Raw genomic sequence first — 24105 nt, forward strand, 5'->3', positions numbered from 1 at the left:
CCCTTGCGCGGCTGAACCTGCATCCCATGCTGGATACCACCTGCGGGTGAGGGTTCGTTTGTCCGTCCACCTCGACCTCCGGTTTCCGATCCCGCTGACGGGGACACGCCAAAAGTCTTTTCTATTCACAATGATGCATTCGGGAAGCCGCACCCTCACGCCATGACATCCGCCCTGGAGGTGGAACATGACCCTGCACCTGGGCAAGTCCCCGCGTTCATATGGATCGGCCGCCGCGAAGGGCTCCCTGCTCCATCCGAAAGCGCGAAGAGGATTGGCGGTGGTCGCGGTCCTGCCCTTCCTGAATCCGCGACCGGATGGTGTCGACGACCACCTCGGCGAGGGCACCGCCGATGAGGTGCTTCAGGGCCTCAACCGGATCGAAGGTCTCCAGGTCCTGTCCCGGACCACCTCCTTCCGGTATGGAGACTCACCCTTCTCACCCGCGGAGGTCGGCCGGCGGCTGCACGCCACCGCCATCCTGGCCGGCTCGCTCATGCAGGAAGGGACCCTCCTGACCCTGAACACGACCCTGGTGGATGTGAAATCGGGCAAGGTGGCCTGGGCCAAGCCCTATGTCTTCAGCCGCCAGGAGCTTTTCGCCACCCTCGACGATGTCATCCGGTGCGTGGCCTCGGCCCTGCATGTGCCCGCTCCCGGGCAGGCCAGGCACGCGGTGGGACTGGACGCCTACGACTACTACCTGAGGGGCCGCCAGTACTACTTCCGCTTCAGCCGCCAGGGCATGGGTTTCGCGGCGCAGATGTTCCGGCATTCCCTGGACCTGGACCCGGCCTTCCCTTCCGCCTGGGCAGGCCTGGCCAACTGCGCGGCCTACAGCTACATCTACCTCGATCGTGCCGAGACGCAGAGGGAGTTGGCAGAGTCCTGCAGCCGGAAGGCCCTGGAGCTGGATCCCGGCCTGGCTGAGGCCCATGCTTCCCGGGGAGTGGCTCTTTCGGCAGCCGGCCTGGCTGACGAGGCGGAGGAGGCCTTCGAGACGGCCCTCCGGCTGGACCCCAACCTCTACGAGGCGGCCTATTTCTACGCCCGCCACTGTTTCGCCAGCGGCAAGCCGGAGCGGGCCATCGAGTTCTTCGAATGGGCGGCGGCCCTCCGCCCGGAGGACTTCCAGGCAATCCTGCTCGTGGCGCAGGTCTACCACAGCCTGGGTCTGGAGGATGAGGCGGAACGCGCCCGCAGGGCCGGCCTCGCCCTTGTGGAGGAGCGCCTGGAGCGGGTGCCCGACGATGTGCGGGCCCGCTACCTGGGGGCCAACGCCCTGGTCGCGCTGGGCGATCGGGAGAAGGGCCTGGCCTGGGCCCGGATGGCCCGGAGCCTGGACCCCGACGACCCCATGCTCCTCTACAACCTGGGCTGCATCCACGCCCTGGCTGATGCCCCGGAGGAGAGCCTGGACTGCCTTGAACGTGCGGTGGCCGGGGGGCTGACCCAGAAGGGCTGGTTCCTCCACGACGGTGACCTGGACTCCGTGCGGTCGCACCCTCAGTTCCAGGCCCTGATGGTCCGCCTCGGGAACTGAGCCTGGAGCCTCACATGCTCCGCGACAGAAGGGCCTCGGGGATCTCCCGCAGCAGGGCCCCGGTGGCGTCGTCCCCCTTCACGGCCGACACCTGGACCACGGCGTTCCGTGAGGCCTTGAGGGCCAGCTCCCTCGTTTCGGAGAGCGCGTCATGCCGCGTGATGAGATCCCGGAGCCGGGCCTCCTCGTCGGGCGGGATGGGCACTTCCTCGCCCCGATCCCAGATGGTCCGGACCAGGGATCGGGCCTCGTCCGGTGCCTTCTCCAGCAGGGTGAGCATGGGCAGGGTGAGTTTGCCCTCGCGCAGGTCGCTGAAGGCCGGCTTGCCCAGCTGCTCGCTGGTGGCGGTGTAGTCCAGGAGGTCATCCACCAGCTGGAAGGCCCGGCCCACTTCAAGGCCGTACTGGCGCATGGCGACACATTCCTCCTGGCTCCGGCCCGTGAGGACGGCGCCGGTCTCGGTGCAGCCGCTGAACAGCAAGGCGGTCTTCCGCTCCTGGATGTCGAAGTAGTCCTTGCGGCTGGTATCGAGCTTGAAGAGCACATCGTTCTGGATCAGCTCACCCTCGATCATGCGGGTGGTGACCTCCGCGAAGATCTCCATCATCCGCCAGCTGCGCCCGGCGATGGCCTCGCTCATGGCCACCAGGTAGAGCAGGTCCCCGAAGAGTACCGTCAGCGTGTTGCCCCACAGGCGGTTGAGGGTGGGCATGCCCCGCCGGAGCTGGGCGTGGTCGATGACATCGTCATGCACCAGGGTGGCCGTGTGGATCAGCTCGAAGACGGCGCCGAAGCGCACGTCTTCGTCGTTGGGCACGCCGCAGAACCGGGACGACAGCATCACCAGGGCTGGCCGCAGGCGCTTCCCCTGCCCTCCCCGGACATGGTCGGCCAGCTTCTGGACCACCTCCACGTCGCTCTGGAGGATGCGCTGGAGCTCCGCCTCCACGCCACCCAGCTTGGGGGCGATGGGGAGGAAGTAGCGGGAGAGGTCGAGTCGGCTCAACGAAGAACTCCTAGCCCCGGTAGTTGGTGAACTGCAGGTCCAATCCCTGATCGTCCTTCTTGAAGAGGGCGATGACTTCCTGCAGGTCGTCGCGGCTCTTCCCGCTCACCCGGAGCTGGTCGCCCTGGATGCTGGCCTGGACCTTGATCTTCGAATCCTTCAGCGCCTTGATGAGCCCCTTGGCCTTCTCCACGGGAATGCCCTGCTGGATGGTGACCTCCTGGCGGACGCTGCCTTTCGCGGCGGGCTCGATCTTGCCGTAGGTCATGCTGCGGATGCTCACGCCCCGCTTGTGGAGCTTGGTCTGGAGCACGTCGATGACGGCCTTGAGCTTCACCTCGTCATCGCTGGTGAGCACCAGCACCTTGTCATCCTTGAGCTCGATCTTCGACACCGAACCCTTGAAGTCGTAGCGCTGCCCGATCTCCTTCATGGCCTGGGACACGGCGTTCTTCACCTCGTCCAGGTCCACCTTGCACACCACATCGAAAGAGCATTCGCTGGCCATGGGCACTCCTCACAGGGATACACCTTTCAGACTAGCGCCTTGGCCGAACCCAGGAAAAGGCGGAGACCGGGTTCACCGGATGAAAAGCCGGACTAACAGGATGAGTGGGGCTCTGAACTTCGTTTGAACCCTGTCAATCCTGCCTGCGCTTTTCGGCCGAGGCCTCCAGCACCCCGAGCAGCGCGGGCCAGCCCTCCCAGAGAGACAGGAGCTGGAAGGCCGCCAGCACCAGGGCGTGGTGGATCTCCCCATGGGCCATGCGGGCGCGCCACTCAGGCCAGCCGCAGGCCCAGACCTGCAGTTCCTCGGCGGGATCCAGCGCCAGGGCTCCCTCCGGGTCGCAGTCCAGGGCCAGGAAGGTGTGGCAGCGATTGTTCTGGGTGGCCGGATTCGGAGTGCACGAGCCCAGGGAGACCCAGTGGTCGGATCGGAATCCCGTCTCCTCCCGCAGCTCCCGCCGGGCCGCCGACTCCGGAGCCTCCCCCGCATCGCAGCCCCCGCCCGGGATCTCCAGCGTCGGGGCATCGATGCCGTGCCGGAACTGCTCCACCACCAGCAGGTCACCCTCCCGTGTGAAGGCCACCACGTTCACCCAGTCCGGGCCCTGCAGGCGGTAGAACGCGTGCTGCCGCCCTGTGTGGGGACTGCGCCGCTGGGCCACGATCTGCCGGAAGAGCCGGGAATCCTGACGCACGCTCTCGGACTCCTGGGTCCAGGCTGCGTTCGGATCGAACCCCTCCGGATGACGGTGAAGCAACCGCATCAGTACCTCGGCACGGAAGGATCCATGAGGCTGTAGGCGTCGATGCCTCCGGCCAGGTGCGCGATGTCCGTGAAGCCCGCTCCATGCAGGAACCGGAGCGCGTGGAGGCTGCGGGAGCCGTGGTGGCAGTAGGCAGCCACGGGACGGGACGGATCCAGCTCGCCCAGGCGGCTCGCCAGTTCGCCAAGCGGGATGAGGGTGGCACCTGGAAGGTGGGCCAGGTCGTACTCCCACCGCTCGCGCACATCCAGGCGCTGCACGGTTTCAGGGAGGTCGCGGTAGGTCTCAGGAGAAAGGTGGATGCCGTGCTCAAACACGATGAGGGTCTCCCTGGTCCAGCACGCGGCTGAAGATGTGGTGGGTGATGACGTCAAGCGCCGTGCGGTTCTCCACCCCCGTCGGGACAATGAGATCCGCCCAGCGCTTGCTCGGTTCCACGAACTCCAGGTGCATGGGACGCACGCTCTGTTCGTACTGGTCCATGACGCTCTCGAGGCTGCGGCCCCGCTCCTTCGTGTCCCGCCTGATGCGGCGGAGAATGCGGATGTCGGCGTCCGTGTCCACGAACACCTTCATGTCGAGCTGGTCGCGCAGTTCCGGCAGGGCAAAGAGCAGCAGGCCCTCCAGGATGACCACCTGGCCCGGCGGGAGCGGGTCGCCCCAGCCGGTCCGGTCGGAGATGGTGAAGTCATAGATCGGCTTGCGGATGCTCTCCCCGCGGCGCATGGCAGACAGGTGCGCAGCCATGAGCTCCAGGTCGAAGGCATGGGGGTGGTCCCAGTTCACGGGCAGGCCATCGAATCGGGATTTCACTAGTTCCAGCGGGGCGTAGTAGGCGTCCATGTCCAGCAGGAGTGTGGCCACTGACCGGCGCTTCAGCCGCTCGACCAGCTCCGCCGCGACAGACGTCTTCCCGCTGCCTGACCCCCCTACGATGCCCACCAGCATCGGCCTGTCGATCATGTGCCCCCCATATCCTTCCATCCTACCGTCCCGCGCCTCTGCTAAGGTTCATGCCATGAACCGCGCGCGTTTCGTCCCTGCCCTGGCCCTTCTTGCCCTGCTCGCCGGATGCAGCTCCGAGGACCCCAGGCTCCCCGGGAACCTCTACGAAGAAGCCCGGAAGCTGAACCTGGAGGGCCGGAGCCTCGAAGCCCGGGCCATGATGAAGCAGCTGGTGGATCGCTACCCCGACTCGGACGCCGCCCACCAGGCCACCAAGGACCTCTTCCTCATCGAAGCCTTCGTGAGCCGCGACCTGGCCGACCGCCAGAAGCAGGTCCGCGCCGCCCTCAAGCGCATCACGGATGCCCTGATCCGCTACAAGGCCAAGACCGGCGAGTACCCCGAGACCCTGCAGGGCCTCGTGCCCGAATACCTCGACCAGGTTCCCGAGGCCCCCTGGGGCCATCCGTTCCTCTACCGGCCCTATGTCGCCCGACCCATCGAGGACGTCCAGGTGAAGCGGGGTCCTGCGCGGCAGAAGTTCAACACCAAGCTGGACGGCTACTACCTGGCCTGCCTCGGCACCGACGGACTGCCCGGCGGCGAGGGGCTGGCGGGCGACATCCTCATCAAGGACGGCGCTCCCTGGACCGACGGCCCCTACCCGCCCATCCCTCAGCCTCAGCCGGTACGCTGAGGTGCTTGCGCGCTTCGCGCGCAAGCACGCGAAACGCGGCAGCATGACCGCCTTTCGCCGTTCTGTCCGGCCGGGAGGAGCTACTTCACTCCCCAGTCCAGGATCACCTTCCCGCTCTGGCCGCTCCGCATGGCGTCGAAGCCCTTCTGGAAGTCGTCGATGCTGAAGCGGTGCGTGATGACGGGGGTGATGTCCAGGCCGCTCTGCACCATGGCGGCCATCTTGTACCAGGTCTCGAACATCTCGCGGCCGTAGATCCCCTTCAGGATCAGCCCCTTGAAGATCACCTGGCTCCAGTCGATGGCGCAGTCGCCGGGGAGGATGCCCAGGAGGGCCACCCGGCCACCGTGATGCATGGCTTCCAGCAGGGACTCGAAGGCATTGCGATTGCCGCTCATCTCCAGGCCCACGTCGAAGCCCTCAGTCATGCCCAGATCCTTCATGACCTCGGGCAGGCCCTTCTTCATGGGATTCACGGCCACGGTGGCGCCCATCTTCCGGGCCAGGTCGAGGCGGTACTCGTTCACGTCGGTGATGACCACGTGCCTGGCGCCCACGTGTTTCGCAATGGCCACGGCCATGATGCCAATGGGGCCCGCGCCGGTGATCAGCACGTCCTCGCCCACCATGTCGAAGCTGAGGGCCGTGTGCGTGGCGTTGCCGTAGGGATCGAAGATGGAGGCCACCTCGTCCGGCACGTTGTCCGGCACCTTGAACACGTTGAAAGCGGGGATGGAGAGGTACTCGGCGAAGGAGCCCGTGCGGTTCACGCCAACGCCCACGGTGTTCCGGCACAAGTGGCGCTTGCCGGCGCGGCAGTTCCGGCAGTGCCCGCAGGTGATGTGACCCTCGCCGCTCACGCGGTCGCCCGGCTTGTAGCCTTCGACCTCCCCGCCCACCCTCTCGATGACGCCGTAGTACTCGTGGCCCACCACCATGGGCACGGGGATGGTCTTCTGGGCCCAGTCGTCCCAGTTGTAGATGTGCACGTCGGTGCCGCAGATGGCGCTCTTGTGAACCCTGATGAGCACGTCGTTGGGGCCCATCTCCGGCATGGGCACCTCGCCCATCCAGATGCCTTCCTCCCGCTTGGTCTTCAACAGGGCTTTCATGGCGCCTCCAACCGCACCATTATCATCATCAACGGCAAGACCGGCCACCACCGCATCCGTGCTTGACGGTTCGTGAAGCCTCCCGATATGGTTCTTTCAGGCGGCCCATGACCTTCCCCTCTCTGCGGACCAACCGCAACTTCAATAATCCGCTCCCTCGCGCGAATCGCGCGTGGGCCGGAGAGGGTCTCACCTAGACACCTGAATTCCCGGACCACCCCCGATTCGCGAAAGCGGATCGGGGGTTTTTCTTTATCCCCCTCGGAGCTCCCATGTGCGGCGTCCTCACCATCCTCGACATCGACCCCTCGCGCTCGAACGCGGCGGAACTCCGGCGCCAGGCCCTGGCCATGGCCCGCAAGATCCGGCACCGCGGGCCGGACTGGAGCGGCATCTACAGCGACGACCGGGCCATCCTCGTCCACGAGCGCCTCTCCATCGTGGACGTGGAGCACGGCGCCCAGCCTCTCGTCGACACCCTCCAGGGCACCGTCCTGGCCGTCAACGGCGAGATTTACAACCACAAGGAGCTGAGGCGGGGCCTGCGGGAGGCCCACGACTTCCAGACCCTCTCGGACTGCGAGGTGATCCTCTACCTGTACGACGAGCTGTCGCCCAGGGACTTCCTCAACCGCATGAACGGGATCTTCGCCTTCGTGCTCTACGATCCCAAGCGAGAGACCTACCTCATCGCCCGCGATCCCATCGGCGTCATCCCCCTCTACCTGGGCTGGGACCGGGAGGAGCGGCTCTACGTGGCCTCGGAGATGAAGGCCCTCGTGGGCCACTGCGAGCGGATCCGCGAGGTTCCTCCGGGCCACTACTTCCTGGCCCATGAGGCGGACAAGGGCTTCCAGCGCTACTACGAGCCCGACTGGGCCCAGCCCGGCTACGTCCCCCAGGAGCCCTACGAGCCGGCGAAACTCCGCGAAGCCCTGAAAGCCGCCGTGCGGCGGCAGCTCATGTGCGACGTGCCCTACGGCGTCCTGATCTCCGGGGGCGTGGATTCCTCATTGGTGGCGGCCATCGCCGCCCAGTACCGGGACGGCCGCGTGGAGGAGGGGGGCGCCACGCCCGCCTGGTGGCCCCGGATCCACAGCTTCGCCGTGGGCCTGAAGGGCGCGCCGGACCTGGCTCCCGCCCGCCTGGTGGCGGATCACATCGGCGCCATTCACCACGAGATCCACTTCACGGTTCAGGAAGGGCTGGATGCCCTCTCAGATGTCATCCACCACCTGGAGACCTTCGACATCACCACGATCCGGGCCTCGACGCCCATGTACCTCATGATGCGAAAGATCCGAGCCATGGGCATCAAGATGGTGCTGTCGGGCGAAGGTGCCGACGAGATCTTCGGCGGCTACCTCTATTTCCACAAGGCGCCGGACGGTCCGGAGCTGCATGCCGAGACCGTCCGCAAGCTCCAGAAGCTGCACCTCTACGACTGCGCCCGGGCCAACAAGTCCAGCGCGGCCTGGGGCGTGGAGGCCCGCGTGCCCTTCCTCGACCGGGAGTTCCTGGACGTGGCCATGCGACTGGATCCCGCCGTGAAACTCCCCCGGAACGCTCCGCGGCCCAGGCCCATCGAGAAGTACCCGCTGCGCCAGGCCTTCGACGGCCTCATTCCGGACGAGGTGCTCTGGCGGCAGAAGGAGCAGTTCTCGGATGGCGTGGGCTACGGGTGGATCGACAGCCTCAAGGCCACGGCGGAGCGCGAGATCAGCGACGCCATGATGCGCGGGGCGGCGGAGCGCTTCCCGGTCAAGACTCCGGAGACCAAGGAGGCCTACTTCTACCGCCAGATCTTCGAGCACCACTTCCCCAGCGCCACGGCCGTGAACTGCGTGCCCTTCGAGCGCAGCGTGGCCTGCAGCACGGAAACCGCCCTGCGGTGGGATGCTTCATTCGCCAACCAGGCTGACCCCTCCGGGAGGGCCGTGACCGATGTCCACCTTCAGGGCCATGGCTCCGCGCTATCATCACCGGGCCAGCCGAACCCGGAAGCCCATTAATGAGCACGACTCCCGACCAGCGACAATACCCCCGCGTTCCCATCGCCTATCGCGTGAAGGTGGTGACCCCCGAACGCATCATCGCGTTTCCGTCCGCCATCAACATCAGCATGGGCGGCATCCTGATCGGCGGCCCGGATCGGCTGCCCGTGGGCACAGCCTGCGGCGTGGCCATTCTGCTCGAGGAGGCCGAGGCCGGCAGGCGAGTGGTGACCCGGGGAACCGTCGTGCGCTCCGATCCCAATGGGATGGCCATCCAGTTCTCGCGGGAGCTCGAGCCGAGTGGCGTCGACGCGCTGAGGGCCCTGATCCGGTCCGTCTCCCCCGAGGCCGACCAGGCCTTCGAAGCCCGGAACCATCTCCAGGGATAGCCGTTCCGCCTCGAACCGCCCTCCTGTCCGAACTGATCGCCCGGAGCCTCCATGTCGACACCCGAAGCCGCGTTGGCGCGCCTGCTGGATTACATCAAGCCAGGATCCGCCGCCCGGGGGGCCGGGGGCGAAACCTGGACACCGCCCGCCTTCGAGCGCTACGAAGACATCCGGGAGTGGCTGAAAGAGTCCGTCCTGAGCGCCACGATGTACGAACGCTACCCGGACGGCCGCTGGACCATCCAGCTCCTGCTGAAGGAGCAGGAGCCGGGGATCTACCGGTACATCGTGCTGTAGGTCAGGCGATCACCTTCAATTCGCGCCCCACCTTGGTGAAGGCCGCGATGGCGTGGTCCAGATCGGCCTTCGTGTGGGCGGCGCTCATCTGGGTGCGGATGCGGGCCTGGCCCTTGGGCACCACGGGGAAGAAGAAGCCGATGACGTAGACGCCCTCGTCCAGCAGCCGCTTGGCGAATTCCTGGGCCAGGGGCGCGTCGTAGAGCATGACCGGCACGATGGGGTGCTCGCCCGGAAGCAGCTTGAACCCGGCCTTCTCCATACCGGCGCGGAAGTAGCGGGCGTTCTCGTGGACCTGCTTGATGAGGCCCTGGCTGTTCTTGAGCAGGTCGAGCACCTTCAGCGTGGCGGCCACGATGGCGGGAGCCACGGAGTTGGAGAACAGGTAGGGACGGGCCTTCTGCCTCAGCCAGTCGATGGCGATCTGCTTCCCGGCGATGTAGCCGCCGGAGGCGCCGCCCAGGGCCTTGCCGAAGGTTCCGGTCATGAAGTCCACGCGGCCCATGACACCGCAGTGCTCATGGGTACCCCGGCCATTGGCGCCCATGAAGCCCACGGCGTGGCTGTCGTCCACCATGACCATGGCGCCGTACTTCTCGGCCAGATCGCAGATCTCCGCGAGCTTGGCGATGTAGCCGTCCATGCTGAACACACCGTCGGTCACCACCAACTTGAACCGCGCCCCGGCAGCGTCGGCGGCCTTGAGCTGGGCCTCCAGGTCGGCCATGTCGGAGTTGGCGTAGCGGAAGCGCTGGGCCTTGCAGAGGCGGATGCCGTCGATGATGGAGGCGTGGTTCAGCGCGTCGCTGATGATGGCGTCCTCCTCGCCCAGGAGCCCTTCGAAGATGGCGCCGTTGGCGTCGAAGCAACTGGAGTAGAGCTGGGTGTCCTCGAAGCCGAGGAAGGCGGCCAGCTTCTGCTCCAGCTCCCGGTGGATGTCCTGGGTGCCGCAGATGAATCGCACCGAGGCCATGCCGAAGCCGTGCCCGTCCATCACGGACTTGCCGGCCGCGATCACCTCGGGATGATTCGCCAGGCCCAGGTAGTTGTTGGCGCAGAGGCAGATCACATCCTTGCCGTTCGCCTTCATCTGCGGCTGCTGGGGCGAGGTGATGACACGCTCGGTCTTGTAGAGCCCCGCCTCCTTCAGCTGCTCGATCTCGCGGGTCAGGTGGGCCAGGTAGGCAGGGTTCACGGCGGTCTCCTCAGCATTCAGAGCCCCATAGGATACTGCGAGGTTGCGTGACAAGCGCCCGGTTGTGTCACCATCCTTGCGAACTGGAAAGGATCCATCCATGCGCCCTGCCCTGCTCCTGCCCGTCCTCCTCCTGACGCTGGCCTGCAGCTCCAGACTGGAGCGGGCGAAGGCCGAAGACCTGATCCGCAAGGGCTATCCCGTGGTTGTGCCTGTCACCGTGCCCGAGAAGGCCTCCGCCGAGAAGGGCAGCCCCGAGCACCTGCGCCTGGTGACGTTGAAGGAGAATCTGGACAAGACCGGCTGGTTCGACAGCGCTGTCCAGGCCGAGGGCGGCCGGGAGACCTTCACCTTCCGCCTGAAACCATCCGCCCCGAAGGACATCAAGGCGGCGCCCAAGGGCTTTTCCATGCCCGCGGCCGAGGCTGTCTTCGTGCGCGCGGTCCGCATGGAGCCCACCCGCGAGGGCGCCCGCGTGACCTACGAGATCCGCCTGGACAAGCCCACCGCCCAGTTCCCGATCTTCCAGTCCCTGCACCCGGACGCCCCGATCGGCCAGACGAAGCAGCGCCACGCCACCTTCGAGCGGCGCCGGGGAGGCTGGGAGCTGACGGGCACCGACGAGGCCTTCCGAAAGGCGGAGTGATCCCCGTTACATCCTCGTTGCTTGGGTCCCCGGGGGGCCCTCCATTACCCTTGAAGGCATCGAGGTTCCCTTGGATCACAGTCCCGCCTTCCGCTTCCGCCGGTTCCTGAACTGGTTCCCCCTGGGACTGACCTACGCGGCCATGTACATGGGCCGCTACAACTTCAACATCGTGAAGAACGACATCGGCGCCTGGTACCACCTGGACAAGGCGCAGATGGGCCTCATCGCCTCGGCCGGCTTCTGGACCTACGGCCTGGCCGTGGCCTTCAACGGGCCGCTGGCTGACCGCATCGGCGGACGCAAGGCCATCCTCGTGGGCGCCATCGGCGCGGCCCTCCTGAACCTGATGATCGGGTTCATGTTCCTGAACAACCATGTCACTCAGATTCTGCTGAGCATGAGCCTGCTCTGGAGCCTGAACATGTACTTCCAGAGCTTCGGCGCCCTCTCCGTGGTCAAGGTGAACAGCACCTGGTTCCACGTGAGCGAGCGCGGGGTCTTCGGCGGCATTTTCGGCATCATGATCAGCTCGGGCTACTTCCTGGCGACGACCATCGGCGCCTGGCTGCTGGCCAGCTTCCACAGCTGGACGGTCATCTGGTTCGTGCCCGCCGCCGCGATGGCCTTCATGTTCTGCGTGGACTGGTTCCTCGTCAGGAACCGCCCCAGCCATGCCGGCCACGCGGACTTCGACACCGGCGACGGCTCCAATGCTGGCTCCGCCGACGAGACGCCCCTGCCCCTCGGGGACCTCATGCGGAAGGTCTTCCACAACCCCATCGTCGTCTCCCTCATCTTCGCGGAGTTCTGCACGGGGTTCGTCCGTCAGGGCGTGATGCTCTACTTCACGGAATACCTGCAGGAGGTCTACCACCTCGGGAAAAAGGACCACCTCTTCTGGTGGACGGGCATCGCCTTCATGGGTGGCGGCATCCTGGGCGGCCTGCTCTGCGGCTGGATGAGCGACAAGCTGTTTCAGTCGCGCCGCCCGCCGGTGGCCTTCCTCTTCTACCTGGTGCAGGTGGTGATGCTGGGGCTGCTTGGCATGGCGCTGGGCCAGGGCACCTGGGGCGGCCAGGTCTGGGCGGTGGTGCTGCTGGGCCTCACGGCCATGTTCATCTTCGGCGTCCACGGCATGCTCAGCGGCACGGCCAGCATGGACTTCGGCGGGCGCAAGGCCGCAGCTTCGGTGGCCGGCGCCCTGGACGGCATCCAGTACATCGGCTCGGGCCTCACGGGTTTCGGCCTGGGCTGGATCCTCAAGACCTACGGCTGGGACGGCGTCGCCGCCGTCGGCCACCAGCCCGGCCACGCCTGGGTCTGGGTTGGCTCCATCATCCCCTTCAGCCTCATCGGCGCCTTCATCATGACCCGCATCTGGAACGCCAAAGCGGGGGCCGGGGCGCACTGAATTCAGGAGCTGTCAGCCATCGGCTATCGGCTGTCAGTTATCGTCCGGCGGACGCCAGCTGGTCGAATGCCGCCTTCAGGCCACTGTGGATGGCCTGCACGTCGGCGGGCTTCCATAGCTTCTGCTCTTCGCGGACGAAGGTGGTCAGGTCGTTCCGGTTGTCGAAGCGGGCCACGGGAAGGTGGTAGACCTTGGTCTCGTGGCGGTCGCCAGCGGGAACGACGCGCTCCACGCGGATGGTGCCGGCCCGGTCGCTCTGTTCCATGAGCCAGGCCATGTCGTCCGTGCCGTACTGTCCCAGCATGACCTCCATGGGAACGCTGTGGTGCAGGATGCTGCCCTGGCCGTCGGGGCGGCCGCGCTCGATGTTCTTGCGGCGGCTCTCGGAGGGATCCACCCACACATAGAGCACGGCAGCCTTCTCGAGGATGGCGGGATCCAGAGTCTGGAAGGCGGTCTCGTAGCCGTGGGGCGGGCACAGGGGGAAGGCGGAACCATGGGCCCCGCCCCGGGCGGCCTCGATCACCAGGGTGCGGCCAGCCTTGTCCTGGGCGTTCTGACGGTTGAGGGCATCCAGCTCGGCTCGGCACTCGGCCTCGAGGGCCTCGGCCATGCGGATCCGGATGCGGTGGGGGAGATCGCCCAGGTACTCGGGCAGGCCCACCTTGGCGTGGGCGGTGTCCAGGCGGTCGAAGAGGTGCTGGGCCGCGCTGGCCGTTTCGATCTGGCGGCTGGCCATGAGGTTCGCGTGGTCCTCGTTCAGCAGTTCGATGAGGACCGCCCAGGTCCAGTTGTCGCGGAAGGGGCGGCTGGGCCCGTGGTAGTAGGCGTAACCCAGGCCATTCGCCTTCAGCTCGTCGTCGATCCGGTGCATGAGGTGGACGTATGGGTAGTCGTCCAGCTGCAGGGTGGGGCCCATGTGGAAGTCGTTCCGGCACTGGTCCGGCGTCAGGCTGGCCAGGTAGCGGCGCACCTCCGACTTGCCTGAGGCTGGCAGGCTGAAGAGGAGAATCGTGTCGAGGAGCTGGCTCATGGGATTCACCGTACGAATCCTCAAGCATGCCACGCCATTTTCCGCCGTGCTCGTGATATGCCTGGTACATGCGTGACCGCGAGATCGTCGAGCGCGTCCGGGACGCGACGGATCTGCTGGCCCTGGTGGGTCAGGCGGTGAAGCTGCGCAAGCAGGGCTCGGCTTTCGTGGGCCTCTGCCCCTTCCACGCCGAGCGCAGCCCCAGCTTCCAGGTGGTGCCCAACCGTGGCTTCTACCACTGCTTCGGCTGCGGCAAGCACGGGGACGCCTTCGCCTGGCTCATGGAGCGCGAGGGCATGACCTTCCCCGAGGCCCTGGAGCAGCTCGCCCGGGCCGCGGGCATCGACCTGCCCCAGCGCCGAGAGCGGCCGGCGGCCGAGGTGGACCTGGAGACCCGGCTTCGGGCCGCCCTGGAAGCGGCCCAGGCCTTCTACGAGCGGCAGCTGGACCGCCACGAGGCGGCCCGGGCCTACCTCCGCCAGCGGGGCTACGAGGGTCCCTTCGTGACCGAGGCCGGCTTCGGGATGGCGCCGGACGGCTGGGACCCCCTGGTGACCCACTTGCGCGGCCTGAACTTCTCCGGCGAGCTGCTGGAGCAGGCGGGCCTGGCCAGCCGCAGTGAGCGCGGCACCCAGATCGACTTCCTCCGCAACCGCCTGACCATCCCCATCCACGATGCGCGGGGCCGGCTGGTGGCCTTCGGCGGGCGGATCATGGGGGAGGGCCAGCCCAAGTACCTCAACACCCGTGACACGGCCCTCTTCCACAAGGGCGAGACCCTCTTCGGCTTCCATCGGGCCAAGGGCGCCATGAAGGAAGGGGCCCTGGTGGTGGAGGGCTACTTCGACGTGCTGCAGCTCCACCAGCACGGCATCCACCAGGCCGTGGCGCCTCTGGGCACGGCCCTCACCGAAGAGCACCTCAAGGCCCTGGGCCGCTTCGCCCGGCGGGTCATCCTCTGCTTCGATGGCGACGCCGCCGGCCGCCGGGCCATGGAGAAGAGCCTGCGCCTGGCCCTGCCTCTGGGCTTCGAGGTGCGCCTGCTCGAGCTGCCCCAGGGCGAGGACCCCGACACCTGGTGCCTCAAGCTGGGCGGCGAGGCCTTCCAGGACCTGCTGCGGACCGCGCCGGACTGGACGGCCTTCATGATCGACCGGGCCATGGAAGGCAAGGACCTGCGCCGCATCTCTGATCGCATGGGTGCCTTCAAGGATCTGCTGGACTTCCTGCCCTACCTGCCCCGCACCACCGAGAGCCGCGACCTCTTCGCCAGCCTGGCCCATCAACTCCAGGTGCCCCTCCAGGAACTGGATCGGGCGGTGCGTGGCCGGCAGGCTTCGGCGGGAGAAACGGAGCAGGCCCCAGCTGGCGCCGCCCCCCTGCCCGTGATGGACGACCTGATCCGCAGCTTGCTGCTCCTCAGCACCGCCGGCCACTGGCACCGGGTGCAGGAGCTGCCACCCACGTGGTGGGAAGGATTGGACGGGGCCCCCCTGCTCCAGGCTCTGCTGGATGCCGAGGGGGACCCGGCCCGCCTTCCCGAGGGGGCGTTGGCGGCGATCCGGCACCTGGAAGCTCAGGCCAGCCGGCAGGACGAGGCCGGCCGTGACGCCGATGCGCTCTTCACCAGGCTGGAGACCCGGTACGTCGATCGGGAACTCCAGGCCAACAACCGCCTGCTGCAGGATCCACGCACCCTGGTGGATGCCGCCCTCACGAACCGGATCATGGCCCGCCAGAACGAGCTGCTGGCCCGCCAGAAGGATCTCTCGCGCCGCCGGCGGGGGGCGATGGGGGGACAGCCCTGAAGATCCGGGCCTTGCCTGAACGTACAGATCTCCTATACTGAAAAGTTCCGGACTCGGCCCGGTACATTGGCCGTGTTCTGTTTTCCCCTCGGCCCCGGGTTCCCCCGCCCCACTGGCCCGATGCATGCAGCGCTCTTTGAGGTCCGAATGGTTCCGACGCCACCACGCGATGCCTACTACGCCCTGACCAAAGCCCTGATCTCCATCGGAAGGAAAAACGGATTCCTGCTGGTCGACCAGCTCAATGACTTCCTCCCCGATACCGCTTCCAGCCCCACGGACCTGGAACAGGTCATGGGTCTGTTCGCCCGTCTGGGCGTCGGCATCGGCGCCACGGAGGAGGAGGCCCAGGCCGCCCGCGAGGCCATCGAGCCCGAATTCGTCATGGTCGAGGGTGGCAAGGGCGACAAGGACCTCGAGATCGAGATCGACAGCCCCGACAGCGACAAGTTCAACGACCCCGTCCGCATGTACCTCAAGGAGATGGGCACGGTGCCCCTCCTCAAGCGCGAGGACGAAGTCGAGATCGCCAAGCGCATCGAAGTGGGCGTCCGCAGCGTCATGCGCGCCCTCTCCCGCAGCCGCCTGGCCGCCAGCCTGCTGATCGACATCGGCAAGATGCTGAAGGAGAACCCCGGCAAGATCCGCGAGGTGGTGGGCCTTTCCGACGAGGTGGATGACGACGAGGATGCCGAGAGCACCTCCGCCACCCAGCATGTGCACCACCAGTTCGAGAAGCTGCTGGTCTACGACCAGGCTCTCCAGGACCTGCTGGAGGTGAAGCTCCAGGTGGACGCCGGGACCAAGACCCTGCCCAAGAAGCGCAAGCTCGACCGCGAGATCCTCCAGGCCCGCGGCCGCCTGTCCCGCCAGATCCGCAAGCTGGGGCTCAACAGCCTGGCCGTCACGCGGCTCATCGACAAGATCACCCACCAGCACAGCCAGGTGATGGCCGGCGAGCGGAAATGCCGCGAGCTGCGGGACCGCCTCAAGAACCCCGCCTTCGCCAAGCTCAAGGACCGCTACAAGGACGAGCTGGCCCACATCGAGAAGACGCTGGAGGACTTCTTCGCCAAGTACGAGACCACCAGCGACAACTTCCACAAGGACTTCAACGGGCTCAAGGCCGCGGAGAGCATCAGCCGCGCCGCCAAGGCCGAGCTCATCGAAGCCAACCTCCGCCTCGTGGTCAGCATCGCGAAGCGCTACACCAACCGCGGCCTGCAGTTCCTGGACCTCATCCAGGAGGGCAATATCGGCCTCATGAAGGCGGTGGACAAGTTCGAGTACAGCCGCGGCTTCAAGTTCTCCACCTACGCCACCTGGTGGATCCGGCAGGCCATCACCCGCGCCATCGCGGACCAGGCCCGCACCATCCGCATCCCCGTCCACATGATCGAGACCATCAACAAGCTCATCCGCACCCAGCGCGAGCTGGTGCAGAAGCTGGGCCGCGAACCCTCCAGCGAAGAGATCGCCCACGCCATGGACATGCCTGTGGGCAAGGTCCGCAAGGTGATGAAGATCGCGCAGGAACCCATCTCCCTCGAAACCCCCATCGGCGAGGAGGAGGATTCCCACCTGGGCGACTTCATCGAGGACAAGACGGTCGTCTCCCCCGTGGAGCAGGTGGTCCAGCAGCGCCTCAAGGAGACTGTCCGCAACGTGCTCAACACCCTCAGCGAGCGCGAAGAGCGCGTCCTTCGCATGCGCTTCGGGGTGGGCGACGACGGCTCGGAGCACACCCTTGAAGAGGTCGGCAGCGAGTTCGCCGTCACCCGCGAACGCATCCGGCAGATCGAGTCCAAGGCTCTGAGAAAGATCCGCCACCCGCGGTATTCCAAGACCCTGAAGGCCTTCTTGGGTTAAGAACACACGCCGAGGGCGTGGAGGCAGCGGAGGGTCGCAGAGGAAGAAAACACTATTTTTCCTCTGCGACCCTCTTCCTTCTCTGCAGCCTCTGCGAGTGTTTTCCCTTCATTCTGTGAGTAGCCTTAGCCCGTGACCGAGTCCAAAAGCGCCTTCGCCCCGCTCCGCAGCCGCATCTTCTTCGCGATCTGGATCGCGGCCATGGCCTCGAACGTGGGCACCTGGGTGCAGAGCGTCGGCGAAAAATGGCTCATGGGCGAGATCACGCGATCTCCCCTGCTCATGAGCCTCATCGAGACGGGCGCCACTCTGCCCATGCTGGTCCTCTCCATGCCGGGCGGCGCCATCGCCGACATCGTGGACCGGCGCCGGATGCTCCTGGCCACCCAGGCCTGGATGCTGCTGGCCGCGGCTGCCATGGCGGTCCTGTCGGCCCTCCACCTGGTCACGCCCGGCGTGCTCATCGGCATGTCCCTGCTGCTGGGAGTGGGAGCGGCCCTCAACTCGCCCGCCTGGCAGGCCTCGGTGCCCGACCTGGTGCCGAAGGAGCAGATCGCGGCGGGCGTCGCGCTCAACAGCGCCGGGTTCAATGTGAGCCGGGCCGTGGGTCCGGCTCTCGGGGGCCTGGTGGTGGGGTGGCTGGGAGCTACCTGGGCCTTCGCCCTCAACGCCGTCTCCTTCGTCGGGGTCCTCCTGGTCCTCAAGGGCTGGAAGCGCCAACCCGTCACCACGGATCTGCCCGCGGAGCGGTTCAGCGCGGCCATGAAGGTGGGCCTGCGCTACGCCTGGCACAGCAAGCCGCTCCAGGTGATCCTCCTGCGGGGCGGCGGATTCGTGTTCTTCGGCGGCCCGATTTTCTCGCTGCTGCCGACACTGGCCATCCACCGGCTCAACCTCGGTTCCACAGCGTTCGGCCTTCTTCTCGGCTGCACCGGGGCCGGGGCCGTGGGCATCACCCTGGTGCTTCCCGGGCTCCGCCGGCGCTTCACTCCCAACAAGCTGATGGCCCTCGCCACGGCGACCTTCGCGGCGGGGCTCCTCGCCCTGGCCTTCCTCAACCACGCCCCCGCCGTCGGGCTGGTGCTCCTGGTGGGCGGGGCCGGCTGGCTGACCGTGCTGAGCACCTGCAACACCGGCGTCCAGCTCTCGGTGCCGTCCTGGGTGCGGGCCCGGGCACTCGGGGTCTACATCACCGTCTGGGGCGGGGCCATGGCCGGAGGGGCCGCTTTCTGGGGCGCCGTGGGCGAGCGCTGGGGCATCCACGTCGCCTTCGCCGGCGCGGGGATCGGCATGCTGCTGATGCTGCTGGCCACGGCCCGCCTGAAGATCCAGGCGCTCCACCAGCCCCTGGACTTGAGCCCCCACCACCTCCAGCCCCACTCCCCCGGCCCCATCGACCCCCACGAGGGCCCCATCCTCACGGTGCTCGAGTACCGGGTCCCCGAGCCGAACAAGACCGCCTTCCGGGAGGCCATGCGCGAGGTCCGCCGCATCCGCAACCGGGACGGCGCCGTGCGGTGGTCGCTCTTCCAGGATCTCGTGCCGCCCGATCCGGGCCAGGTGCGGTTCGTGGAGAGCTTCCTCAGCTCCAGCTGGGGCGAACACCTGCGCCAGCATCATCGCGCCACGGTGGAGGACCGGGCGTTCCTGCGCAGGGCCTACAGCCTGTGCGTGGAGCCGAGGCCCCGAGTCCGCCACCTGACCGCCGCCTGGGAAGGGCGGGACTCCATCCTGGACCGCATCCTGGAATAGGATTCGCAGTCCATTTCGGTCATGCTGGTTCCATCGCTTCGGAGCCCGCGCCCGTGCTTTCCAAGGACCAGACCCTGGGGAAATACCAGATCCTGGACCGCCTCGGCTCGGGCGGTTTCGGAGCTGTCTATCTGGCCATGGACACCTGGGTGAACCGTAAGGTGGCCCTGAAGGTGCCGCACCAGCAGCAGGACGAGATCGTGGACCTGCTCAAGGAACCGCGCATCATGGCGGGCCTGAAGCATCCGAACATCGTCGAGCTCATCACCGTGGAGCGGAAGAACGGGATCTTCTTCATGGTCCTGGAATACGTCGAAGGCGAGAGCCTCGACCGCATGATCCGTCGGGAGCGTACGCTGCCGCCCACCCGGGCCCTGGAGATCGGCCTGGATGTCTGCAGCGCCATCGCCTTCGCCCACGGCCACCAGATCCTGCACCGGGACCTCCGCCCCGCCAACATCCTGGTGAACCGCGAAGGCGTGGCCAAGGTCACCGACTTCGGCACCTCGCGCGTGCTGGAGCTGCAGCACGTGCCCTACGCGCCCACGCGCATCGGCTCTCCCCCCTACATGGCGCCCGAGCACTTCCGCGGCCGGGCTGTGTTCCAGTCCGACCTCTGGTCTCTGGGCATCACCCTCTACGAGATGCTCACGGGCACCGTGCCCTTCTACGACGCGGATCCCCTCAAGATCGCCCAGGCCTTCACCAGCCAGCAGATCACGGCCCCCCACCTGCGCAACCCCGTGGTCCCCAAGGCCTTCTCCGAAGTCGTCATGAAAGCCCTCGCTGTGAACCTCGGCGAGCGCTACCTGTCGGCCCAGGCCTTCCTGGAGGCGCTGCGCCGGCTCCGGGACAGTGTGGCCAGAGAGACCCGGCCCCTGGGCACCGCCGTGCTCTCCACGAACAGCTCCGGCCCCCATCCGACCCTTCGCGCCACCACCCAGGCCCAGCTCTGCCCCTACTGCTTCCGCCAGCTGCCCCGCATGGCCAAGAGCTGCCCCAGCTGTCGCGAAAAGATTGAACGCTGATGGTGTGGCATCCCACCAAGGAAGCCGTGCAGCGACTCTGGGGTCGCCGCTGGGTACGGAGGATCTCCTACGTCCTGGTGGCCGGCGTCGCCACCGTGACCATCGTCCCCTGGGTGGCCACCCGGCCCGTGGTGCTGCGCTGGGCCATCTCGAAGCTGGATGGGCTGGTGCGGGAGGAGACAGGGCTCTCCCTGGAAGTGGGCCAGCTGGAGCTGCATCCGCTCTTCGGATCCGCCTCCATGCGGGACGTGCGGCTGGGTGGGGACCTCCTGACAGTCCAGCGCGTGGAGGTCCAGGCGAACCTCACATCCCTCCTCGCCCCCACGCACCGCATCTTCTCGATCCGGGTGGAACATCCCCACCTGCGCCTGACGGAAGCCGGTCTGGCGGCCATCCACCTCAAGGAGCACCCGCCCCGCAAAGGTCCCCTGCCCCAGGTGCGTCTGGACCTGCTCAGCATCACCGGGGGCGAGATCGACATCCCTGAACCGCTCCGGGGCCTGCCACCCATGCAGTACCGGTTCGAGGTGAAGGCCACTGGGACGGCTCCCAACCAGCTCCGCGTGGACGTGGCGGGTCCGCAGTGGATGGTCAGGGGGCCGAACGGATGGGAGAAGGGGCGCCTGGACCTGAACGGCGAAGTCGCCGAACAGTTCGTGGTCCTGAAGGAGGGCTACTTCCGTCTGGGGGAGAGCCAGATCCGGCTGCATGGCCGCTTCGACGTGAAGAAGCCCGGCTCCCCAGAGCGCCTGGACGCCCGGGCGACCGGCGTCATGGCCCTAGCCCAGGCGGCCCACTGGGGCGGCATGAAGCGCCCCCCGCTCACCGGCGACCTCGACCTGGACGTCTCCGCGCGAGGAACGTTCTCGGACCTCCGATGGACCGTGAGCGCCGACGGCGCGGGGTTGCGGCCCTCTGAAGGCGCCCTGGCCCCAGGCAACCTCGATCTTCGCGGCAGCGGAAACCTCGAGGGTTTCCAGCTGAGCCACCTCCGCTGGCTGTCATCCCAGGGCGACATCTCCCTGGAAGGCGGCTGGTCCCGGAAACAGCCAGCCAAGGGCACGCTCACGGGACAGGACCTGGACCTGGAAGTCCTGGGGCGGCTCCTCCGGCTGCCGGAGCTCCAGGGGCTCCGCGGCAACCTCAAGGCCCAGGTGGAGGGGCCTGCGGATCCCGAGGTGCTCCGCCGGCCGGATCGCTGGCAGGGAACGGTCCAGCTCAGCCTGGCCCAGCACGGCCTCGAGGCCGGAAACCTGCACGCCACCCTCCGGAACGGCCAGGCCACCTTGGACCAGCTCCACCTGGACCTGGAAGCCCTCAAGGCCGATGGCGCTGGATGGGCGCAGCTCGGGCCCCGTGGCCTGATCCAGCTGGAGGCCGATGGCACGGTGGAGGTCGGGGCGGGCCAGGTGGCCCAGGCCCTCCGCGCCTGGAAGGTGGTGGACCTCGACATGGAAGGCCAGACCCGGGCCAAGGCCAAGGTGCGCTGGAGCCGCGGCACCGGCCTGGAGCTGGACGGTTCCGGGGAGGTCACTCATCCGCGCTGGCACGGGGCCCGGGCCGACAGCGTCGAGGCGAAGATCCAGATCCGGGACACGGAGCTGCGGGTCACGGATATCGACCTGAAGAAGGACGAAGGCCGCGGAGGTGGCGACTTATGGCTCACCTGGGCCCGGACCGCCCCGGGCCAGAAGCAGATGGACATGTGCTACACGGCCTTCCGCCTCCCCGTGGCCGAAGGCCTCCGGGCGGCAGATGTGAAGGACGCCGACGGCCGGGAGCTGCCCATCACAGGGCTCGGCGGGGGGTGGGTCCGCCTCCAGGGCCCGTTCGATCACATCACGATGAACGGATCCGCCCAAGTCGAGTTAGGTGAAGTTTATGGGATTAAAGTTCCAGCGGCCTCCTCGGACTTCTCCATGGACCTCGACCGCCTTCGGCTGCGGCTCGATGATGTGCGCATCGGCGAACGGCTGGACCTGCTGGGCGGGCCCGGCACCGAGCCCGAGGGGGCCCTCGCCCTGGCGGGCAAGGCCGACATGGACTTCAAGCGCTGGACCTGGTGGGTGGACCTGGCCGGGCGCCTGGACTCGCAGCTCCTGAATCTGCCCGGACCCCGGGTGCAGGCCCAGGTGGAGTCGCGCCTGCTGGGTCCCATCACAAGTCCCTTCGGATCCCTGGATCTGCCCGAGGGCCGGGTCACGGTGAGCCGGGGCCGCATGTTCTTCGGCGGCCGCAGCCTGGAGGGTCTCGAGGGCTCCCTGAAGCTGGAGCGGGGCCACCTGGAGGGCCGGCTCGGCATCGAGGGCATGGCCCGTCCCGTGGTGGAGGCCCAGGTCCGGCCGGACGGCCCGAGCCTGGCGGGCCACCTGGCCCTGACCATCGCCTCGGACAGCGCCCGCACGGACACCCTCGCGCGGAGCCTCACGGAGGACCTGCTGGAGGACCTGACCCTCGAGGCCACGGCTGATGGGCGCTGGGATGGGCGCGCCCTGGCGTGGACGGGCACCCTGAACCGGCTGGCGGCCCAGTTCAACGTCTTCGAGCTGCATCAGGCGCAACCTTCAGCCCTTCATGGCGATGCGGCCGGTGCCGAGGTGGACATCAGCCTGGAGGGCGGCGCACGGATGCCCGCGGACGCCTCCCAAGCCCAGGCCGCGGGGCTGCGCCTGTCGGGCACCCTGCCCTTCTCCATGGCCGCGCCCCTCGGTCTCCGGGCTCAGGGCGGGGCGAACCTGGCCCACCTCAAGACCATCTTCGATCGCGTGATGGAGGTCGACGAGTACAGCCTGCTTTCCGAAGTCCGGATCCAGGGGACGAGCCGCTTCGACCTCCTGGTCCACGGGACCTATGGCGATCCCCTGCTGGATGGCCGGCTCGCTCTGGAGAAGGGGCGGCTGAACCTGAGGGGCTACCAGGGTGTCGAGGACCTTCAGGCCGAGGTGATGTTCAAGGACCACACCATCTCCATCCCGGCCGAGAAGCCCCTGCAGGGCACCCTCGCCCACGGCGACTTGAAGGTATCCGGCGGGGTCACCTGGAAGCTGGGCGGCCTGGACACTTATGCCCTGAAGGCTTCCCTGGCCAATTTCCAGCTCCGCGATGTGCCCGAAGGCCTGGAGATTCAAGGCACCCTGCGCGCCACCCTGGATGGCGACGAGGACGGGGGCGTGCTCAAGGGCCGGCTGCGCGCAGACCGGCTGAACTACCAGACCGAGGTGAAGCTGGCGGACCTCATCCTCCGCAGCGCCCTGAGCGACAGCGGCGGGCTGACGGGTCTGGACCTGGACGACCCCCTGGACCGCATCCGCCTGGACCTGGACCTGGACCTCCGGAACCCGTGGAGCTTCAACACCAACCTCCTGAAGCTCGACGGGCGGACCGAGGGCCCCTTCCAGGTGGTGGGTACCCTGGCGCACCCCATCCCCAAGGGCATCCTGGTCTTCCAGCCCGGCGGCCGGGTCACCAACATCTTCCCCGCCGGCGACATGGTGGTGGACCGGGGCTCGCTGACCTTCTCCGAACTGCGCCCGCTGGACCCCGTCATCAGCCTCCAGGGCAGCGTGACCGCCATTCCCGGGTATACGGTGAACCTGGACATCCACGGCACCCTCAGCAACCTGGCCATCGTGCCCAGCTCCACGCCGAGCCTGCGCCAGGACGAGATCGTGGCCATCCTCATCAACCCCGGCAACGCCGCGAACGTGGGCACCGCCAGCGCGTCTTCCGGCGCCACCCAGGGCGCCATCACCTCGGGCCTGGCCAGTGCGGGCTCGGGCCTCATCTCCACCCTGGCCTTCGCGCCCTTCCAGGAGCAGCTGCGCCGCACCCTGGGCCTGGATCGCGTCAACGTGGCCGTGCGCACCACCAGCCTCGGCACCACGGAGACCGAAGTCACCATGGGCAAGAGCATCAACCTGTTCGGCCAGCGCAGCGCCTTCGTGGTCTCCCACAAGAAGAGCGGGAACCTGAGCATCACCTCGGGCCAGGTGGAGTGGCGCTTCGGCAACTTCATCCTCCAGCTGGGCGCCAGCAAAGGCGGCGGCGCCGGCCTGACTCCCTCGGGCGAGATCCGGCATTCCTGGAGTCCGAACTAGCTGGAGGCG

General features: G+C 67.4%; 20 protein-coding genes. 12 read left to right on the top strand and 8 right to left on the bottom strand.

Annotation, left to right across the window (positions count from 1 at the left end; all coding sequences use genetic code 11):
* Positions 1-187: 187 nt before the first annotated feature.
* Positions 188-1543, top strand: coding sequence for a TPR end-of-group domain-containing protein (locus MLJ35_RS05370; protein ID WP_243383456.1), 1356 nt, complete (start codon positions 188-190; stop codon positions 1541-1543).
* A gap of 10 nt (positions 1544-1553) precedes the next feature.
* Here the strand turns inward: MLJ35_RS05370 and MLJ35_RS05375 are convergent, their stop codons facing one another.
* The 5 genes from MLJ35_RS05375 to udk all read right to left on the bottom strand — a co-directional run bounded on the left by MLJ35_RS05375 (position 1554) and on the right by udk (position 4783).
* Complete coding sequence (locus MLJ35_RS05375; protein ID WP_243383457.1) at positions 1554-2549, bottom strand: polyprenyl synthetase family protein; 996 nt, start codon at positions 2547-2549, stop codon at positions 1554-1556.
* A gap of 10 nt (positions 2550-2559) precedes the next feature.
* Entirely contained in the window at positions 2560-3057 is a 498-nt protein-coding gene (locus MLJ35_RS05380) for a YajQ family cyclic di-GMP-binding protein (protein ID WP_243383458.1), read from the bottom strand.
* Between the two features lie 133 nt (positions 3058-3190).
* On the bottom strand, positions 3191-3820 hold the full coding sequence (locus MLJ35_RS05385) for an NUDIX hydrolase (protein ID WP_243383459.1): 630 nt from the start codon (positions 3818-3820) through the stop codon (positions 3191-3193).
* Entirely contained in the window at positions 3820-4137 is a 318-nt protein-coding gene (locus tag MLJ35_RS05390) for a rhodanese-like domain-containing protein (RefSeq protein ID WP_243383460.1), read from the bottom strand. The genes MLJ35_RS05385 and MLJ35_RS05390 overlap by 1 nt, the downstream gene beginning before the upstream one ends.
* The gene (udk, locus tag MLJ35_RS05395; RefSeq protein WP_243321426.1) at positions 4130-4783 is read right to left on the bottom strand and encodes a uridine kinase; all 654 of its coding nucleotides are present in this window, start codon (positions 4781-4783) and stop codon (positions 4130-4132) included. Before udk ends, MLJ35_RS05390 begins: the two co-directional genes overlap by 8 nt.
* A gap of 55 nt (positions 4784-4838) precedes the next feature.
* Here udk and MLJ35_RS05400 point away from each other — a divergent pair, with 55 nt between their 5' ends.
* Positions 4839-5462: a type II secretion system protein GspG gene (locus tag MLJ35_RS05400; protein ID WP_243293629.1), complete on the top strand. Its 624-nt coding sequence runs from the start codon at positions 4839-4841 to the stop codon at positions 5460-5462.
* Between the two features lie 80 nt (positions 5463-5542).
* Here MLJ35_RS05400 and tdh read toward each other — a convergent pair whose 3' ends face one another.
* Positions 5543-6574 carry an L-threonine 3-dehydrogenase gene (tdh, locus tag MLJ35_RS05405; protein ID WP_243383461.1) on the bottom strand — a complete coding sequence of 344 codons (1032 nt, stop codon included), beginning with the start codon at positions 6572-6574 and terminating at the stop codon, positions 5543-5545.
* A 272-nt stretch (positions 6575-6846) separates the two neighbouring features.
* Here tdh and asnB point away from each other — a divergent pair, with 272 nt between their 5' ends.
* The 3 genes from asnB to MLJ35_RS05420 are packed head-to-tail and all read left to right on the top strand — an operon-like array spanning position 6847 to position 9254.
* Complete coding sequence (gene asnB, locus MLJ35_RS05410) at positions 6847-8586, top strand: asparagine synthase B (protein WP_243383462.1); 1740 nt, start codon at positions 6847-6849, stop codon at positions 8584-8586.
* Positions 8586-8957, top strand: a complete 372-nt coding sequence (locus tag MLJ35_RS05415; RefSeq protein WP_243383463.1) for a PilZ domain-containing protein — start codon at positions 8586-8588, stop codon at positions 8955-8957. Before asnB ends, MLJ35_RS05415 begins: the two co-directional genes overlap by 1 nt.
* A gap of 51 nt (positions 8958-9008) precedes the next feature.
* A complete protein-coding gene (locus MLJ35_RS05420; protein ID WP_243383464.1) occupies positions 9009-9254 on the top strand; it encodes a hypothetical protein in 246 nt (81 codons plus the stop codon).
* 1 nt (position 9255) lies between these two features.
* Here the strand turns inward: MLJ35_RS05420 and MLJ35_RS05425 are convergent, their stop codons facing one another.
* Positions 9256-10449 (bottom strand): glycine C-acetyltransferase, encoded by a 1194-nt coding sequence (locus MLJ35_RS05425; RefSeq protein WP_243383465.1) that lies wholly within the window; start codon positions 10447-10449, stop codon positions 9256-9258.
* A 100-nt stretch (positions 10450-10549) separates the two neighbouring features.
* Here MLJ35_RS05425 and MLJ35_RS05430 point away from each other — a divergent pair, with 100 nt between their 5' ends.
* Both MLJ35_RS05430 and MLJ35_RS05435 read left to right on the top strand, forming a co-directional pair.
* Complete coding sequence (locus MLJ35_RS05430; protein WP_243321437.1) at positions 10550-11095, top strand: hypothetical protein; 546 nt, start codon at positions 10550-10552, stop codon at positions 11093-11095.
* A 70-nt stretch (positions 11096-11165) separates the two neighbouring features.
* Complete coding sequence (locus MLJ35_RS05435; RefSeq protein ID WP_243383466.1) at positions 11166-12509, top strand: MFS transporter; 1344 nt, start codon at positions 11166-11168, stop codon at positions 12507-12509.
* Positions 12510-12546: 37 nt separating this feature from the next.
* Here MLJ35_RS05435 and MLJ35_RS05440 read toward each other — a convergent pair whose 3' ends face one another.
* Positions 12547-13542, bottom strand: a complete 996-nt coding sequence (locus tag MLJ35_RS05440) for a hypothetical protein (protein WP_243383467.1) — start codon at positions 13540-13542, stop codon at positions 12547-12549.
* Positions 13543-13610: 68 nt separating this feature from the next.
* On the opposite strand from MLJ35_RS05440, the gene dnaG reads away from it, so the two are divergent.
* The 5 genes from dnaG (at position 13611) to MLJ35_RS05470 (ending at position 24096) form a co-directional block, all read left to right on the top strand.
* Complete coding sequence (dnaG, locus tag MLJ35_RS05445; protein WP_243383468.1) at positions 13611-15350, top strand: DNA primase; 1740 nt, start codon at positions 13611-13613, stop codon at positions 15348-15350.
* 147 nt (positions 15351-15497) lie between these two features.
* Positions 15498-17219, top strand: a complete 1722-nt coding sequence (gene rpoD / locus MLJ35_RS16110) for an RNA polymerase sigma factor RpoD (RefSeq protein WP_338028441.1) — start codon at positions 15498-15500, stop codon at positions 17217-17219.
* Positions 17220-17351: 132 nt separating this feature from the next.
* Positions 17352-18971: an MFS transporter gene (locus MLJ35_RS05460; protein WP_243383469.1), complete on the top strand. Its 1620-nt coding sequence runs from the start codon at positions 17352-17354 to the stop codon at positions 18969-18971.
* Positions 18972-19024: 53 nt separating this feature from the next.
* Positions 19025-19999 (top strand): serine/threonine protein kinase, encoded by a 975-nt coding sequence (locus MLJ35_RS05465; RefSeq protein WP_243321450.1) that lies wholly within the window; start codon positions 19025-19027, stop codon positions 19997-19999.
* The gene (locus MLJ35_RS05470; RefSeq protein ID WP_243383470.1) at positions 19999-24096 is read left to right on the top strand and encodes a translocation/assembly module TamB domain-containing protein; all 4098 of its coding nucleotides are present in this window, start codon (positions 19999-20001) and stop codon (positions 24094-24096) included. The genes MLJ35_RS05465 and MLJ35_RS05470 overlap by 1 nt, the downstream gene beginning before the upstream one ends.
* Positions 24097-24105 lie beyond the last annotated feature (9 nt).

This window comes from Geothrix alkalitolerans (assembly GCF_022808885.1).
Taxonomy (GTDB): Bacteria; Acidobacteriota; Holophagae; order Holophagales; family Holophagaceae; genus Geothrix; species Geothrix alkalitolerans.